The sequence below is a fragment of the Paenibacillus solisilvae genome, from assembly GCF_042656405.1.
Lineage (GTDB): Bacteria > Bacillota > Bacilli > Paenibacillales > Paenibacillaceae > Paenibacillus_Z > Paenibacillus_Z solisilvae.
Window position 1 is genome coordinate 81374 of record NZ_JBHSOW010000137.1, and the last position, 12663, is coordinate 94036.

Genomic DNA, 12663 nt, shown 5'->3' on the forward strand with positions numbered 1-12663 from the left:
ATGGCTGTCCGTACCCTTCTGGTATATGGTTTTGATACTGTGTCTAGTATATCATCTAACGATGAAGAGCATGATAAACAGTTTGTGAATGCAGGGGCACCGCAAAAAGACTGATCGCTGCCAAGATGCAGGAACGACCAGTCTTTTTCATCCATGAACTTATTTTCATATGCCGACTTCAAGAATCGAATCGGATGCAAGTTTCAGTAGCTCCCTCTATGAGGGGAACCGGCCCTGCTCACGTTCTTCATTCCGCGCGGAGATACCGATGCCTGAATCATCTTCTCAGCTGTTTACTTTAGCCGCAGTGTACCGATTGGCCGGGATGGGCAGACCTAAGTTGCCGCGAAGCGTATCGGACTCATAATCATACCGATAAAGGCCGCGCTCTTGGAGGATCGGAACGACCAGATTCACGAAGTCATCCAGCCCGCTCGGCAGAGAGGAGTGAATAATGAAGCCATCCGCCGCTTCCTCTTCATGCCACTGCTGAATCAAATCCGCTATTTTCTCCGGCGTTCCGGTGAACGCGCTGCGCGGGGTTGCCGACCCGAGCGCGACTTGGCGAAGCGTGAGATTCTGCTCCTTGGCAATCTTCTTTATCCGGTCCGTACCGCTCCGGAAGCTGTTGCTTCCCAAATCACCGAGTTCAGGGAACGGTTCATCGAGCGGATACTGCGAGAAATCATGATGATCGAAGAAACGGCCCAAATAATCCAGCGCATTCTCAATGCTCACCAAATTGGCGATCTCTTGATACTTCTGCTCCGCCTCTTCTTCCGTTCGACCGATAACCGGCCCGATGCCCGGAAGAATCGCAATATCATCCGCTGAACGACCATAAGCAAATGTACGGTCCTTCACATCTTTATAAAATTTCTTCGCCTCTTCAATGCTGTCATGTCCCGTAAAAACAGCATCCGCGCTTTTTGCCGCCAGGTTCTTACCGCTCTCCGACGATCCCGCTTGGAAAATGACCGGATGCCCCTGCTTTGAACGCGCGATATTAAGGGGTCCCTGAACCGAGAAATACTTTCCCTTATGATCCAGGCGATGCAGCTTGGCTGGATCGAAGAACACACCGGTTTCCTTGTTCCGGATGAATGCGTCATCCTCCCATGAATCCCATAACCCTCTGGTCACTTCCAGATATTCTTCTGCAATCTTATAGCGCTCATCATGCGTCGGATGCTCGGTTTTACTATAATTTTTGGCCGAACCCTCCAGCGGCGAAGTTACGACATTCCAGCCTGCGCGCCCGCCGCTGATTTGATCCAGGGAACCGAATTGTCTGGCCACTGTAAAAGGTTCGCTGTACGAGCTCGAAAGCGTTCCGACAAGTCCGATCTTCGAAGTAACAGCCGCCAAAGCGGACAATATTGTAATCGGCTCAAAACGGTTCAAGAAGTGAGGGATTGATTTTTCGTTAATATACAAGCCATCCGCGATAAATACGAGATCAAACTTGCCCGCTTCCGCCGTTTGAGCCTGTTTCTTATAAAATTCCACATTCACGCTGGCATCAGCCGGAACCTCAGGATGCCTCCAAGCCGAGACGTTTCCTCCTACCCCGTGTATGAGAGCTCCGAATTTGATCTGTTTGCGTTTAGCCATAATTGTTTCCTCCCCAAAATCATTCTTGGTAATCTCGTTCTATTAAGCCTGCAGCAGGGCCGCTTCCTTTAGTTGAAGCTTATAGCTCTTTACGACTATGTCACCGTTCAGGAGATCTTTATCGAAGGACCGCTCGAAGCCAAGGCGCTCGTAAAGCTTGACGGCAGAAGCCATCATATCGGATGTATGAAGATGCAGCAGCTCCGCGCCCCATTCTAGAGCAAGCTTGGCGCTGGCCCGGATGAGCTCTGTCGCCACACCCAAGCCTCTGGCTTTCTGCGATACCGCCAACAAGCGGATAATCGGGTTGTCTATGTCTAAGTCCGGAAGTCCGTAGGCCACTGCGGAGGAGTCGAACAAAAACACGCTGCCTACGATTTCATTATCCAGCACAGCTACGAGCCTTGCTTTTGTCGCTGCTTGGTCGATAGATGCGTGTATATTCCGCTTGTATTCGTCCCAGCGTTCCGGAGAGAGTGTCTGCTCATATTGCTGATAGGCGTCCAAGACGACTTGTCTTACTGCATCCCGCTCCGAATCTTGTGCTTCACGGACAATGATGGATTGACTGGGCATGCTATCACCGCTTCCCTAATGGTTGAGATTGATTCCAGACAAGCATGAAATTATATCGCGCGGCTTGAGTTCCGTGAGGCGGACTCGCCGCTTCGAATGCGCTGAATTTGAGCCAAATGCCTTTGGACATGTATGACGAAAGCCGGGATAATCGCTGCAAGTGCAACCGTCTCGCCTTTAAAATTAACTCCTGTCTTCTTCCAATCTTCCACGGAAAGCCGGCGGAATAAGAGGCTGTTATAAGCAAGAAGCGCCCGGAATGCATCCAATATATCCGAGGCGCTGCCGGTATTCGAATATTGCCCGGCCACCCATGAATCCTGACTGAAAGCAGGCAAGCGTGCAGAGGAACCTGACAGAATTTCGCGGATCCGGAACGAAACGACGATATTATGATCAGCCAGATGACCCAGCACCTCTGTCACGCTCCATGATTCCGGTGCTGCTTTCCATTTCAGCTGCTCCTCTGTAAGACCTTCAATGGCCTGACGCAGCTGTGCTTCCGTGTGTAAATAAGCTTCGATATCAACGGGTATTAGACTCATATGAATTCCTCCTAAAAGTTTTCCGAAGGAAAACTCACTTCGGAAGCATTGGCTTAAGTTTTCCGAAGGAAAACTCCCTTCGGAAGCATTGGCTTTCTAATCTGCAAAACGGGATACAGCAAATAATTGCAAATCCTGCCCGGATTTCCGGTGCTCTATGAGATCGGCCGAGATCTCGCCTACAACGCTCGCAAACTTAAAGCCATGTCCGGAGAAACCGCCAACCAGCAGCACATTCGGGTGCTGTGGATGAAAGTCGATGATAAAGTCGTCATCCGGCGTATGCTCGTATTTGCAGACCGCGCTCCGCAGCAGTTTTCCTGCAGCACCCGGCATAAAGTTCTCCAATACGCGGCGCAGATCATTCTCATCCTCCGGGTACGCTCCAAAGGGAGCCGGTATTTCGCCTGGTTTCCAATCCGGTCCCGTATCGTGACGGCCGATCTTCACTCCCGCTCCGTCAATGCTCGGAAATCCGTAATAGACTCCGTCTTGGCCTCCTAGAGTAAAGCCGGGAAAGACATCTGAATGAAATGAATCATCCGCCGTTTCGAACCAGCCGACTACCTTGCGGATGGTACGAATGGGCAGCGTTATAAATGGTTCCAGCGTCTTGAACCAAGCTCCGGCGCTCAGAATGACATGCCCCGCGGCGAAGGTTTCACCCTCCGTCTCCACCTTGACGCTTCCCTGCTCGGGCTTGATGCCTGTCACGAATGTATGGGGCAGCCAATCCGCGCCCGCTTCCAACGCCAGCCGTTTGTATGCCGCCACACATTTTTCACTGTACAGAAACCCCGCATCCGGTTCATACATGCCGCGGTAATGATCAGGCAGCGTGAGATTCGGCCAGCGTTTATGGATTTCCTGCCCGCTCAGCCATTCCACCTGAACGCCAAATGACGAGGCGGCCTCACGCCTGACCTCATATGAATAAACAGCAGGATCAGCCATATTCAGCACGCCTGATCGCTCAAGCAGCTTCTCCCCGGTAAGCTTCTCCAGCTCCAGCCAGCGTTCATCGGCCCGAAGCGCCATTCGAACATAAGCTTCTCCGCCGCTGTAGGCGTGCCGAATCAATCGAGGCTCGCCATGATGACTGCCATGAGGGTGCGGAGGATCGAACGCGTCAATCAGCAGCGTCTTCATTCCGCGCCTGGCGAGCTCGTATCCTGCGCTCATTCCCATAGAGCCGGCTCCGACGACAATTACATCATAGGATTTCGTCATTCTGTCACTCCCTGCTCATCCGCAAGTTTATTAATCGCATCAACCGCCAGCGCGGCGAAGAACGAAGCTCCAAGCGGCAGCGCCTCTTCATTAACGTCAAAAGCGGGGTGATGCCATTCCTGTGGACCGGAGGTGCCGAGGAATACGAATAATCCGGGCACTTCCTTCAAATAAAAGGCAAAGTCTTCTCCAGCAGGGGATGGGGCTGGACTCACGACCGTCAAGCCTGCAGCTTCCGCCGTTTGCCTGGCTGCTTCAGCCCACTTGGGATCATTAACGACAGCGGGAGGCCCTTTGAGCCAGTTCACCCTAGCCTTTGTGTCAAAAGCGGCTGCAACGCCCGCTACTACCTGCTCGAACCTCGCAATCACCTTCGTCCGGACTTGATCGTCAAAAGTACGCAGCGTACCGTCAAAAACCGCTTTGTCCGCAATGACATTCCAGGCTGTACCACTGTTCAGCCGGGTTACGCTGATCACCGCACTATCCAGTGCGCTGACATTGCGGCTGACGATGGATTGCAGCGCGGTAATGATATGAGCGGAGATGACGATGGGATCGATACCTGCCTCGGGTACAGCGGCATGCGTGCCCAAACCTTCCACCTCCACAATAAACCCGTCCGCCGCAGCCATGATCGGTCCGGATTTAATACCGATGGTGCCTACCGGCAAATCCGGCTTGTTGTGCATGCCGAACACCGCTCGCACACCTTCAAGCGCGCCGCTTGCGATGATTTTGCCGGCTCCTTTGGCTTTCTCCTCCGCGGGCTGAAATATAAACCGCACCGTTCCCTGCAGCTCCTGCTCTTTACCCTTGAGCAGAAGTGCCGTGCCAAGAACAGCTGCGGTATGGAAATCATGACCGCAGGCATGCATTTTGCCGGGCGTTCGGGAGGCAAAAGGCAGCCCGGTCTCCTCCTGAATCGGCAGAGCATCAATATCTGCGCGAACTGCGACGACAGGCCCCCCGTTCAAGCCTCCTACTTCGGCGATGACACCCGTTTCAAGCGGGTAGTCCGCAATAGAGATTCCGGCTTCAGTAAGAATTTGACGGATATAAGCGGTGGTCTCATATTCTTCATGAGAGAGCTCCGGATTCTCATGAAGATGCCTTCTAATCGCAACTAACTGCCCGGTAAGCTGTTTGGCGGCCGTAAGTTGACTCATACTTGCTCCACCGGCAGTTCAGTCAATGCTTCCTTGAGCAGCTGGAAGGAGCGGATCCGTTTCTCAAAGTCTGGAATGATTGTCGTAAAGATGAGCTCATCCACACCATAATGTTCCTTCAGCTCGAGCAGACGCTTGCGGACGATCTCCTTCGTGCCTTTCGTAATCTCTGCATCACGAACCTCGGCTGTGTACGTCTCTCCGGCCTGCTTGGCAAATTCCGCAGCCTGCTCAAGTGAGCCCACATTAACGGTCTTTCCGCTTGCCAGTTTGACGCGGACACTCTTGAAGCTGCCAGCCAGCTCAGCCGCCTCTTCATCGGTATCCGCTGCGATGACCGACAGTGCAAGAATCGTTTTCGGCTTGCCGCCCCGCTCAACATTAAATTTATCCCGGTACGTCTCGAACGCTTTCTTCGCTTGTTCCGGATCGTTATTAATAAATAAGGCAAATGCATAGGGATAACCGCGCTCAGCAGCCAATTCCGCACTCGAGACACTGGTCCCCAGCAGATGAATATCTGCCGGCTGCACTGGAAGCGGATGAGCCTGCAGCCCTTCGATCGGCTGACCTTCACCCGATGTCCCTGCAAGGAAATGCTCCAGCTCGACCAGCTTCTGCGCTAAGGAAGGCGCACCCTCTATATTTTTCTGAAGAGCTTTCGTTGAACGCGGCAGACCGCCCGGCGCACGTCCGATTCCAAGCTCGACCCGCCCTGGCGCAAGAGAAGCAAGCAAGTTGAAGTTCTCCGCTACTTTATAGGGGCTGTAATGCTGCAGCATCACACCGCCGGATCCGATCCGGATTGACTTGGTATGCGCGAGCAGATGGGAGATCAGTACTTCTGGTGAAGAGCCCGCCATTCCTGCGGAATCATGATGCTCAGAAACCCAGAAACGTTCGAATCCGTTAGATTCGGCAAACTGAGCTAATTTAACTGTGCTCGCGAGCGCTTCTGCCGGCGTCTGCCCCGGAAACACGATGCTTTGATCCAAAATCCCAATTTTTATTGTCATCTTACCCGCTCCAATCGGTTAAATAGAATATACGCCTTCAGGTGTGATGCGCTTGAAGAACTGCTTGGTCCGCTCTTCTTTAGGAGAATTGAAGATATCATTCGGCTTGCCTTCCTCGACGACAACGCCTCCGTCCATGAACACAACGTGACTGGCAACATCTTGAGCAAAGCTCATCTCATGGGTAACGATAATCATCGTGATTCCTTCTTTGGCTATTTTGCGAATAACGGCGAGAACCTCGCCGACCAACTCCGGGTCGAGGGCCGAGGTCGGTTCATCGAACAAGATAACTTCCGGATTCAGAGCAAGCGCCCTTGCGATTCCGACACGCTGCTGCTGCCCCCCGGATAATTGGCTCGGATAAGCGTCAAGCTTAGCGCCGAGGCCTACTTTCTCCAGCAGCTCAACACTTCTTGAGCGGGCTTCTTCTTTGGGAAGCTTCTTCACGATCACTAAGCCTTCCATTACATTTTCAAGCGCCGTTTTGTGGCGGAATAAGTTGTATTGCTGGAACACCATCGCTGTTTTTTGACGAAGCGTGTGAATGTCCTTTTTATGAGGCTGCTTGCAGTTCACGGTGAAGTCACCCATCGTAATTTCGCCGTCGCTCGGCTTCTCCAGGTAATTGATGCAGCGCAGAAGCGTCGTCTTGCCTGAACCGCTCGGACCCAGAATCGCGACAACCTCCCCTTTTCGAACGGTAAGATCAATCCCCTTAAGCACCTGATTGCGGCCAAAGTTTTTTTTGATTTGAGTTAATTGGATCATGCCACCCCACCTCGGTTGTACAGGTTTATACGCTTCTCAATCACGGCTGTAAGACGCTCAATCAGGATGGTTAGACCCCAGAAGATGAGGGCAGCTGCAATATAAGATTCGAAGAACTTCCAGTTCGTTGAAGCCACGATCTGCGCTTTCGCATTAATTTCAACGACAGATACGGTAAAAGCAAGCGTGGAGCCGTGAAGCATCCCAATTGTCATATTCGATAGATTAGGCAAGCTTGCTGCAAAGGCTTGCGGGAAAACAATACGGCGCAAGGCCTGCGATGTCGTCATTCCAATCGCATAAGCGGCTTCAATTTGCCCGCGGTCAACAGCGTTCAAGCCTGCCCGGATGACCTCTGACATATAAGCGCCGGCTGTAATAGAGAAGGAAATGTAAGCAAATCCGATCATCGGCACCATAGCAGATTGAAAATGCCAGCCATAATGAGCGGATAATCCATCGATAATTAAAGGCAGACCGAAGTAAATGAGAAGCAAATGGGTCAACATCGGCGTTCCCCGAATGAAAGAAACATACGCCGTGCCGATTTGATTCAGAACAGGCACCTTGTAGATCCGGACCAACGCAACCGTCGTCCCAATGACGAACCCGCATAGAACCGAAACCACAGTAATGGCTAATGTTGTCGGGATTGCTCCGAGCAGCTCAGCGAATGCGGTCCAGATAAAGGATGGATCAAGCTTCATAGTCCCGCACCCCCTTTGCTGATTTCAATATCCGATGCTCGCGTTGGAAGCGACCACTTTTTCCAGCGGAAGCTGGCTTTGACTGCAGCTATCTGCTGTTCATGGCGAAGCAGTTTTCTCTCAGCCAGAACGAACAATTTCTCCAGAATGAAGCTGATTATATAATAGGTGATTGCAAGTGCAAGGTAGCTTTCGATAAAATGCCGGTCCAATCCTCCAAGCGACTGCGCCTTTCCCGTCAGCTCCATAATTCCCAGTGAAAATGCCAAGGACGTATCCTTCAAGGTCGCGATCACTAAATTCGCGAACACCGGCACGGAGATAGCCAAAGCCTGCGGCAGTACGATTCTTGAGAACGCCTGGTATCCGGTCATCCCGACCGCGTAGGCTGCTTCTACCTGTCCCCGGTCAACGGCTGTGACAGCTCCCCTAATCGCTTCCGACATAAAGGCCCCCATATTCAAAGCGTAGGTCAGGATTACAAAATACAACGCGGGCACCTTGGAAACATCAAGGAAGACATAGTTCAGGATCTCGGGCAGCCCGTAGTAGAACAGAAAGAGCTGAATGAGAATCGGGGTCCCGCGGAAAAAAGAAACGTACACCTGCGATAGACGCTGGAGCACCGGAACCTGGTAAAGCCGGGGAAGGGCGACGAGAAATCCGACACCCAGACCCATCAGAATGGAGCAGCCTACGATGAGAAGCGTAATTTTCAAAGTAGGCAATAGTTTAACGAAGTATTCGAATACATAGGTGATATCGAAACTTGCTCCCATACCGCGATCTCACCTTTCTTAAGTAGTTTACCGATCTAATTAGCGGTGAAATCTTGGCCAAGCCATTGCGTGCTTAATTTTCCAAGCGTTCCGTCAGCTTTGATTTCTTTGATTGCTCCGTCAACTGCGTCAGCCAGCGCTTGCTCTGCCGGATCGTCTTTGCGAAGCACGAACAGAATGTCAGCCTCGCTTAGTTCCTTGCCTACTGTCTTCAGCTTGCCTTCCGGATCGATCAGCGACAGCGAGAAGTCTGCGCCTACCGTTGCATCCACGCGTCCGGTCGTTAACTGGGCAACCGTATCATTCGCTCCGCCGTTCTGGTAAACAATCTTCAGTGCATTATCATTTTCTTTGTTATAGTTCTCTAGAATTTGGGCCTCTGCGCTCGTTGCCGAAGTCAGAACATTCTTGCCCTTCAAATCTTCAATGGAGTTAACGCTTGTGTTATCCTTAGCAACGATGATTTTGTTTTTCCAGTGCGCGTACGGCTCTTTGTTAAACAAGTATTTTTCTTCGCGCTCCGGGTTTTTCTCCATTTCATGAGCAACCAAGTCAATCTTCTTCGTTTCCAGGCTGAGCAGCAGGTTTGAGAATTCCATCGTTTGAATGTCGAATTCATAGCTCGGGAGGCGCTTATCGATTTCTTTTATGAGCTCTACGTCGAAGCCGGTCAGCTTGCCGTCCTTGTCAATGAAGCATACTTGCGGAAACTGCGTTCCTGTCCCAATGACGACTTTCTTCACTTCATCCTTCGGTGCATTTGCCTTCGTCCCGTCCGTGGTGCTGGTACCTGCATTCACTGCATCATTGCCATTATTGTCTTTGGCCCCGCAGCCTGCAGCCGTTAATACCGTAATAAGTGCGAATGAAGCCATCAGCCATTTTTTCATCTGTGTTGCCCTCCCATGTATACGTTCCATTAAACTTATAATTCCTACCCGATAAGTATGAATTAAGATTGAGATAACTTTACCATCACGTCTTGGTACCCGTCAATGCTTCTGATAATAGAGATATTCTATATGTAAATTCAAGAATTCAATGCACCTTCCTGCCTCAAGCAACCCTGAATATTATTAAAAAATCCGCCCACTCCAAAAAGAAGCAGCGGACGATACGTTTACTTCATCAAATGACCTTAAGAATCGGCTTCCGAACCGACAGCTCTTTGCTTACATCCAATAGCGCTTCAATGAACGGGGTATGCTCCCCATGGTTAGAGATGATATTGGTCTGCAGGGAAATTCCGTCAGCCTCCGGAACATGGATGGGAAACAGCACACCATCTTTAATCTCCTGCTGTACGCATAACCCCGGCAGAAAGCTGATGCCTGCCTTTTGGATCACAAGTTTTTTGGCCATTTCCGAGTTGTCCGTCTGGATCTGGATATTGGGCGGTACGTCCAGATTCCTGAATATCCGGTGAATCCGCAGCCAATCCAGTGCCCCGCACTCAAAGAATACGAAAGGCTGGGCAGCAATCGCTTCAACACTCAACTGATCATCGTTAATAAACGGATGCCCTTCGTAGGCATATAAAGAAATAGGATCTTCGTAGAACTTTATGGATTGCAGATTGGGATGGTTCACGCTGCGCACGAAACCGATATCAACCTCTTTGCTCAGCACTTTAGCCACGATATCGTCCGTTACCCCGGTCACGATTTTATAATGGGTATTCGGAAATTTATGCTTCAAGCGCGGCAGCAAATCCGGGATGATGTAGTTGGATACGGAGACGGTACATCCGATTTTAAACTCTTCGGGCAGCGATTTCTTCTTATTAATGTGCAGCTTCCCCTTTTGATAGGTCAATAAAAGCTGCTGAGCATAGGGTAAGAACCGTGTGCCTTCTTCGGTAATTTGAATCTGTTTGCCAATTCGGTTGAACAGCTTGCAGTCCAGTTCACGTTCAAGCGATTGAATGCGTGCAGTTACGGAGGGCTGGGACAGATACAGCGCTTCGGCAGCTTTATTAAAACTGCCGCAATGAATCACGAATACAAACGCTTCTATATTCTCAATATTCATGCAAGAATACCCCCAATAAGATTCAACGGCATAATTTATTTCCAATAGGATAACTCGGATTAATGATTATGTAAAGATGTTCCTGCAATTATTCTGGTTATTTGGCAATAAACCTTTTTGACATCGCAGGGCCGGAGTAGCATAATAAATTGTATTAATCTCAAGTAAATTTAACCGCTAATCCAAACATTCATGCGCGTGTTTATAAGCTTTCAGCTTCCCATAACTATTAAGCAATTGAAAGGAAGGTTTACATGTCTTTATTTGATTCCATTCGGATTGTTCGCATGCGGCCATTTATCTTCTTCACGATTCTTTTATTAATCAAGAGCACGCTCGCTTACTTCGTCATCTTTGACGGGGGTCCATCATGGACGATGATGGTTACCGAAATCCCTTTTTTCTGGCTGCTGTTCTGTGTGATCGAATGGTTCGCAACAAAGCGGAAACTGGCCATGTATGTAGTCGTTAATTTTATCGTAACCGCGGTCCTGTTCGCAGCTATTATGTATTACAAATATTACGGCGTCATCGTCACTTATCATGCATTAGAGCAGGTTAACCAGGTTACAGCGGTCAAGGACAGCGTCTTTTCCCTGCTGGATCCTTATTATTTGTTTATTTTCCTGGACATCCTCATTCTAACCTTTATTCTGTTCAGAAAGAAAAAAGCGCAGGTTTGGAAGAGCTTAAGCATGAAGAAACTCAATTTGAAAATCGTTACAGCGCTTTTCGTTCTTTCTCTGGCTTTAATCTTAATAAGCATCCTGCCCAACCGTACAAGTATGAATGAAATCGTAAAAGCAGAAGATATGGGCATCTTAAATTATGAGCTATACACCATATTCCAAAATAACGACGTTCCTCACGTGGATCCTAAAGATATTAATCAAGAAGCCATCGATAAGCTAAAAGGGATCCAAGAGCCGTCCGCAGCGCAGTATTGGGATGCAGCTGCAGGCAAGAATGTCATCGTGCTGCAGCTCGAAGCCTTTCAGAATTTCCTGATCGGGCTGAATATAGACGGTACAGAAATTACGCCCAACATGAACAAGCTGGCTAAGGAGAATTTTTATTTTCCGCATTTCTACCAGCAGGTTGGCCAAGGGAATACCTCCGATGCGGAGTTTGTTGTGAATACGTCCTTCTACATCCCGCCGCGTGGCGCCGCAACGGCGATTTATGCGGACAAAGCACTGCCTAGCCTGCCTAAGCTCATGAGTCAGAAAGGTTATTACACGGCAACCTTCCACACCAATTTCGTGAATTTCTGGAACCGTGAAGAGCTATATAAAGCGCTTGGGTTTGACCGATATTACGATCAAGAATTTTTCGGCCAAGAGGATACCGTATTCTTCGGCCCTTCGGATGAGCAGCTGTACAAGAAAACTTCTGCTGAATTTGAGAAGATCAGCCAGACGGGAAAACCTTTTTATTCCCAGGTCATTTCGATGTCATCCCATCATCCGTTCAGCATTCCGGAGGATAAATACAAGATGAAGCTGCCCAAGCGTTATGAAGGCACCTTCGTCGGTGATTATATCCGTGCCCAGAACTATGCCGATTACGCAGTCGGGAAGTTTATCGACGATCTTAAGGCAAGAGGTTTATGGGATAAAAGCATCATCGTCATCTATGGCGATCACCTGGGCCTTCCGGTATATTCGCTTAATAAGGATGATAAAGCGTTAATGAAAGAGATTTACGGCCATGAATACGGCTTTACGGATATGATCAACATCCCGCTTATTATTGCTTCGCCGGGGGTTACTTCACCCAAAGAATTCGAACAGGTAGGCGCCCAAAGCGATTTGCTCCCGACGATAGCGAATCTGACAGGGGTTTCCCTGAAAGACCATATCCATTTCGGTCAGGATTTATTAAATCAGACCAGCAATATTCTTCCGGAGCGTTATTACCTGCCTTCGGGCTCCATTATTACGAATGATGAGCTGTTCATACCTGGCACCGGCTTTGAAGACGGCACTCATTATCCATTAGACGGCAAGCTGGAGGAAAACTCAGCAGCTACCGTAGATCAATACAACCGCGCACTTAAGCTGCTGCAGCTGTCTGATAGCTATGTGAATCAGCTGCCTAAGCATGAATAATTGAGTTGGTATGCCATACCATAAAACACCGGTAGGTCAGGGAGCTTCTGGTCATACCCCTGTCAAGTAGACATTAGAAAAAAGCTATGCTGCCAGCGCGCACCGGTATTCAAT

12 protein-coding genes are annotated in these 12663 nt (G+C 49.7%); 1 reads left to right on the forward strand and 11 read right to left on the reverse strand.

Going from position 1 to position 12663, the window contains the following annotated elements; genetic code table 11:
• Positions 1-285: 285 nt before the first annotated feature.
• The 11 genes from ACFPYJ_RS32960 to ACFPYJ_RS33010 form a co-directional block, all read right to left on the reverse strand.
• Entirely contained in the window at positions 286-1614 is a 1329-nt protein-coding gene (locus ACFPYJ_RS32960) for an LLM class flavin-dependent oxidoreductase (RefSeq protein WP_379192804.1), read from the reverse strand.
• Between the two features lie 42 nt (positions 1615-1656).
• Complete coding sequence (locus ACFPYJ_RS32965) at positions 1657-2190, reverse strand: GNAT family N-acetyltransferase (protein WP_379192806.1); 534 nt, start codon at positions 2188-2190, stop codon at positions 1657-1659.
• Between the two features lie 50 nt (positions 2191-2240).
• Positions 2241-2735: a DinB family protein gene (locus tag ACFPYJ_RS32970; RefSeq protein WP_379192808.1), complete on the reverse strand. Its 495-nt coding sequence runs from the start codon at positions 2733-2735 to the stop codon at positions 2241-2243.
• Between the two features lie 96 nt (positions 2736-2831).
• Positions 2832-3965 (reverse strand): N-methyl-L-tryptophan oxidase, encoded by a 1134-nt coding sequence (gene solA / locus ACFPYJ_RS32975; protein ID WP_379192810.1) that lies wholly within the window; start codon positions 3963-3965, stop codon positions 2832-2834.
• Positions 3962-5134: an amidohydrolase gene (locus ACFPYJ_RS32980; protein WP_379192813.1), complete on the reverse strand. Its 1173-nt coding sequence runs from the start codon at positions 5132-5134 to the stop codon at positions 3962-3964. Before ACFPYJ_RS32980 ends, solA begins: the two co-directional genes overlap by 4 nt.
• Entirely contained in the window at positions 5131-6150 is a 1020-nt protein-coding gene (locus ACFPYJ_RS32985) for an LLM class flavin-dependent oxidoreductase (RefSeq protein ID WP_379192815.1), read from the reverse strand. Before ACFPYJ_RS32985 ends, ACFPYJ_RS32980 begins: the two co-directional genes overlap by 4 nt.
• 18 nt (positions 6151-6168) lie before the next feature.
• Positions 6169-6921, reverse strand: a complete 753-nt coding sequence (locus tag ACFPYJ_RS32990) for an amino acid ABC transporter ATP-binding protein (RefSeq protein ID WP_379192817.1) — start codon at positions 6919-6921, stop codon at positions 6169-6171.
• Positions 6918-7628, reverse strand: a complete 711-nt coding sequence (locus ACFPYJ_RS32995) for an amino acid ABC transporter permease (protein ID WP_379192819.1) — start codon at positions 7626-7628, stop codon at positions 6918-6920. Before ACFPYJ_RS32995 ends, ACFPYJ_RS32990 begins: the two co-directional genes overlap by 4 nt.
• A complete protein-coding gene (locus ACFPYJ_RS33000) occupies positions 7625-8407 on the reverse strand; it encodes an amino acid ABC transporter permease (RefSeq protein ID WP_379192821.1) in 783 nt (260 codons plus the stop codon). The genes ACFPYJ_RS32995 and ACFPYJ_RS33000 overlap by 4 nt, the downstream gene beginning before the upstream one ends.
• Positions 8408-8442: 35 nt before the next feature.
• Positions 8443-9297: a transporter substrate-binding domain-containing protein gene (locus ACFPYJ_RS33005; protein ID WP_379192823.1), complete on the reverse strand. Its 855-nt coding sequence runs from the start codon at positions 9295-9297 to the stop codon at positions 8443-8445.
• A gap of 238 nt (positions 9298-9535) precedes the next feature.
• Positions 9536-10438 carry a LysR family transcriptional regulator gene (locus ACFPYJ_RS33010; protein WP_379192825.1) on the reverse strand — a complete coding sequence of 301 codons (903 nt, stop codon included), beginning with the start codon at positions 10436-10438 and terminating at the stop codon, positions 9536-9538.
• 254 nt (positions 10439-10692) lie between these two features.
• Between ACFPYJ_RS33010 and ACFPYJ_RS33015 the strand changes: the two genes are divergently transcribed.
• Entirely contained in the window at positions 10693-12549 is a 1857-nt protein-coding gene (locus tag ACFPYJ_RS33015; protein ID WP_379192827.1) for an LTA synthase family protein, read from the forward strand.
• The last annotated feature ends 114 nt before the right edge of the window (positions 12550-12663 follow it).

Bases quoted from the DNA above. Each gene is read 5' to 3' on its own strand.
- ACFPYJ_RS33010 (WP_379192825.1), bottom strand. From the start codon at position 10,438: ATGAATATTGAGAATATAGAAGCGTTTGTATTCGTGATTCATTGCGGC.
- ACFPYJ_RS33005 (WP_379192823.1), bottom strand. From the start codon at position 9,297: ATGAAAAAATGGCTGATGGCTTCATTCGCACTTATTACGGTATTAACG.
- ACFPYJ_RS32965 (WP_379192806.1), bottom strand. From the start codon at position 2,190: ATGCCCAGTCAATCCATCATTGTCCGTGAAGCACAAGATTCGGAGCGG.
- ACFPYJ_RS32970 (WP_379192808.1), bottom strand. From the start codon at position 2,735: ATGAGTCTAATACCCGTTGATATCGAAGCTTATTTACACACGGAAGCA.
- solA (WP_379192810.1), bottom strand. From the start codon at position 3,965: ATGACGAAATCCTATGATGTAATTGTCGTCGGAGCCGGCTCTATGGGA.
- ACFPYJ_RS32985 (WP_379192815.1), bottom strand. From the start codon at position 6,150: ATGACAATAAAAATTGGGATTTTGGATCAAAGCATCGTGTTTCCGGGG.
- ACFPYJ_RS32990 (WP_379192817.1), bottom strand. From the start codon at position 6,921: ATGATCCAATTAACTCAAATCAAAAAAAACTTTGGCCGCAATCAGGTG.
- ACFPYJ_RS33015 (WP_379192827.1), top strand. From the start codon at position 10,693: ATGTCTTTATTTGATTCCATTCGGATTGTTCGCATGCGGCCATTTATC.
- ACFPYJ_RS32980 (WP_379192813.1), bottom strand. From the start codon at position 5,134: ATGAGTCAACTTACGGCCGCCAAACAGCTTACCGGGCAGTTAGTTGCG.
- ACFPYJ_RS32995 (WP_379192819.1), bottom strand. From the start codon at position 7,628: ATGAAGCTTGATCCATCCTTTATCTGGACCGCATTCGCTGAGCTGCTC.
- ACFPYJ_RS32960 (WP_379192804.1), bottom strand. From the start codon at position 1,614: ATGGCTAAACGCAAACAGATCAAATTCGGAGCTCTCATACACGGGGTA.
- ACFPYJ_RS33000 (WP_379192821.1), bottom strand. From the start codon at position 8,407: ATGGGAGCAAGTTTCGATATCACCTATGTATTCGAATACTTCGTTAAA.